The sequence below is a fragment of the Blautia faecis genome, assembly GCF_027662325.1.
In the GTDB taxonomy this organism is placed as follows: domain Bacteria; phylum Bacillota; class Clostridia; order Lachnospirales; family Lachnospiraceae; genus Blautia_A; species Blautia_A faecis.
Map to the genome: position 1 here is coordinate 1 of NZ_JAQDKY010000081.1, position 3,665 is coordinate 3,665.

Annotated in this window: 2 protein-coding genes; one reads left to right on the forward strand and one right to left on the reverse strand. The window is 45.2% G+C overall.

Annotation, left to right across the window (positions count from 1 at the left end; translation table 11 throughout):
- Positions 1–148: 148 nt before the first annotated feature.
- Positions 149–769: a 4'-phosphopantetheinyl transferase family protein gene (locus PGQ38_RS19005; protein WP_270433117.1), complete on the reverse strand. Its 621-nt coding sequence runs from the start codon at positions 767–769 to the stop codon at positions 149–151.
- Between the two features lie 237 nt (positions 770–1,006).
- Here PGQ38_RS19005 and secA point away from each other — a divergent pair, with 237 nt between their 5' ends.
- A complete protein-coding gene (gene secA, locus PGQ38_RS19010; RefSeq protein ID WP_270433120.1) occupies positions 1,007–3,583 on the forward strand; it encodes a preprotein translocase subunit SecA in 2,577 nt (858 codons plus the stop codon).
- The last annotated feature ends 82 nt before the right edge of the window (positions 3,584–3,665 follow it).

The following is a 3,665-nucleotide window of genomic DNA, read 5'->3' on the forward strand; positions in this document are numbered from 1 at the left end:
AAATTTCATCCGCCTACTCTACTTTGACGGAGCAGCTGGAATTGGTCTGGCACTGCTGCTGCTTCATCTGGCAGAAACGGATCAGTATCATGTGACCAGATTTCTGGATGATCCGTTCCCTGATGAAAAAGTGATAAAAATTTGAATTTTAAAGTAATTCTTCAGCAAGCTCCCTGGTGGATAGTACGCGGACAGGGAGCTTGCTTTCGTCATAAATACTGTAGGCCAGAAATCCGGTTCCATTTTCTAATGGGATGGTATGGGTGTGCATATTCGGATGCAGAGTGAGAATCTCCCGGAAATTTCCGGTGATCCCTTCTCCGGTAAGTTTGACGGCGCTTTCCTTCATAGCCCAGATCCGGCAGAAATCCTGGGGGGACTTTAGGGAAATAAGCTCCTCCTGAGTGCAGACTCTTCGGATAAGAGATTCCCGGGGCTCGGTGAGCTTCTGGATATCCAGACCAATTTCCCTGTCATGCAAGGCACAGCCTACGAAATTTCCGCTGTGGCTGAGATTAAAAAACGGCATATTTTCCCCACGGAAAAATGGTTTCCCAGAAGAGGTTTTCTGGAAATCCGGGATTTCCCGGAAACCATATTCCTGTTTAAGTCCATAACGCAAAAGCAGCCAGGCCAGGGCAGAACGCTTCTGGTCTTCCGGCAATTTAAAATGCTGAACATATTCCCTGCGTGCAACAGGCAATGAGAAAATCATCTGGTGAAGCAATTCGTTTGAAATTAAGTCCAGTTCCTGAAAAAGATAAATCATATAAAAATTCTCCTAAAACATAAAATAATTTGAGGCTGATTTGGGGTATAAATTCATTTTACTTTAATATATCATATGGGAGACATATTTTGTTCATCAAATATTTATTGTTTTCCATGACAAAAAGTGTTAAAATAGACTGGTATGTTAAACAAAATAAATAATTTTAAATGAAATGAAATCAGTTATATTACACAATATAGCATCTAAAAAGATAGACAGGAGTATAAAAGCTAAATGAACATGTTTTCAAAAGTTTTCGGAACCCGCAGCCAGCGAGAGGTTAAGCGTATCATGCCGCTTGTTAAGAAAATCGAGGATCTGCGTCCCGAAATGCAGAAATTAACCGACGAAGAACTTCGCAGTAAGACAAGAGAGTTTAAGAAACGCCTGGATGAGGGAGCTACCCTGGATGATCTTTTACCAGAGGCATTTGCTACCGTTCGTGAGGCAGCCAAGCGAGTACTTGGAATGGAGCATTTCGAAGTACAGCTTATCGGTGGAATCGTACTTCATCAGGGCCGTATCGCCGAGATGAAAACTGGTGAAGGTAAGACCCTTGTAGCTACATTGCCTTCCTATCTGAATGCCCTGGAGGGCAAAGGTGTTCACGTTGTCACAGTCAATGATTACCTGGCGAAACGTGATGCCGACGAGATGGGACAGGTTCACAGATTCCTTGGGCTGACTGTAGGCGTAGTTCTGAACGACATGAAGCCGGAAGAACGCCGCGAGGCATATAACTGTGATATTACTTATGTTACAAATAACGAACTTGGATTTGACTATCTTCGTGATAACATGGTTATCTACAAGGAGCAGCTGGTACAGCGTGACCTTCACTACTGTATCATCGACGAGGTCGACTCCATTTTAATCGATGAGGCTCGTACTCCTCTGATCATTTCCGGTCAGAGCGGCAAGTCCACCAAGCTGTATGAGGTTTGCGATATCCTTGCACAGCAGCTGGAGCGTGGAGAAGCCAGCCATGAGATGACCAAGATGGCAGCTATCATGGGTGAGGAAGTTATCGAGACCGGTGACTTTGTTGTAAATGAGAAGGATAAGATTGTCAACCTTACCGAGCAGGGTGTGAAGAAGGTTGAGAAATTCTTTAATATTGAGAACCTTGCAGATCCGGAGAACCTTGAGATCCAGCACAATATCATCCTTGCACTTCGTGCTCATAATCTGATGCACCGTGACCAGGATTACGTTGTAAAAGATGACGAGGTTATGATTGTTGATGAGTTTACCGGACGTATCATGCCGGGCCGTCGTTATTCGGATGGTCTCCACCAGGCAATCGAGGCGAAAGAGCATGTTAAGGTAAAACGCGAGAGCAAAACTCTTGCAACCATCACCTTCCAGAACTTCTTTAACAAATACGATAAGAAAGGCGGTATGACCGGTACTGCCCTTACTGAGGAGAAAGAGTTCCGTGATATCTATGCTATGGACGTTGTTGAGATCCCGACCAATAAGCCGGTTCAGCGTAAGGATTTAGACGATGCCGTATATATGACCAAGAAAGAGAAATTCAATGCAGTTGTCCAGTCTGTAAAGGAAGCTCATGAGAAGCAGCAGCCTGTACTGGTTGGTACTATTACCATTGAGACTTCTGAGCTCATCAGCCGTATGCTGAAGAGAGAAGGGATTCCGCACAATGTATTGAATGCCAAGTTCCATGAGCTTGAGGCTGAGATCGTAGCACAGGCTGGTCAGGCCGGTGCCGTTACCATCGCAACCAATATGGCAGGTCGTGGTACGGATATTAAGCTTGACGATGTATCAAGAGCAGCCGGCGGTCTGAAGATTATCGGTACAGAGCGTCATGAGTCCAGACGTATTGATAACCAGCTGCGTGGACGTTCCGGACGTCAGGGAGATCCAGGAGAATCCCGTTTCTATATTTCTCTTGAGGACGATCTGATGCGTCTGTTCGGATCTGAGCGTCTGATGAAGGTGTTCACATCTCTTGGTGTAGCTGAGAATGAGCAGATTGAGCATAAGATGCTTTCCAACGCCATCGAGAAGGCACAGGAGAAAATCGAGTTTAACAACTTCGGTATTCGTAAGAATCTTCTTGATTACGACCAGGTTAACAATGAGCAGCGTGAGATCATCTACAAAGAGCGCCGCCAGGTGCTGGATGGCGAGAACATGCGCGATGCCATCTACAAGATGATTACAGATATTGTAGATAATGCAGTAGATATGTGTTTCTCTGAGGATGTAGATTCTGAAGAGTGGGATCTGAATGAGTTCAACAGTGTTCTCCGTCAGATCATCCCAATCGAGCCGCTTACAGCTGAGAAGGTTAAGGGTAAGAAAAAGAATGAGATGAAGCATCTGATCAAGGAGGAGGCTGTGAAGCTTTACGAGGCGAAGGAGTCCGAATTCCCGGAGCCAGAGCAGCTGCGTGAGCTTGAGCGCGTTATCCTTCTGAAGAGCATTGACAGCAAGTGGATGGATCACATTGATGATATGGAGATTCTCCGCCAGGGTATCGGTTTGACTGCTTATGGACAGAGAGATCCGGTTGTTGAGTACAAGATGGCCGCATTTGATATGTTTAACAGCATGATCACTTCCATTCAGGAGGACACCGTCAGAATGCTGTATCATGTTCATGTGGAGCAGAAAATCGAACGTGAGCAGGTGGCTAAGGTTACTGGTACTAACAAGGATGATTCCAGTGTTCGTAAGCCGGTTCAGAGAAAAGAAATTAAGGTTTATCCGAATGATCCGTGTCCTTGCGGAAGCGGTAAGAAGTACAAACAGTGCTGCGGCAGAAAGACTGCTAATGTTTAAATCAGAGTGATTATAGAGAGCGAATTTCCAGAGGCGCGAGGTCTTGGAAATTCGCTCTTTTGCTATTTAATGTGTTGGTCGT

What these genes read in the sequence shown, in the direction of transcription:
- secA (WP_270433120.1), top strand. Translation starts at nt 1,007, where the DNA reads ATGAACATGTTTTCAAAAGTTTTCGGAACCCGCAGCCAGCGAGAGGTT.
- PGQ38_RS19005 (WP_270433117.1), bottom strand. Translation starts at nt 769, where the DNA reads ATGATTTATCTTTTTCAGGAACTGGACTTAATTTCAAACGAATTGCTT.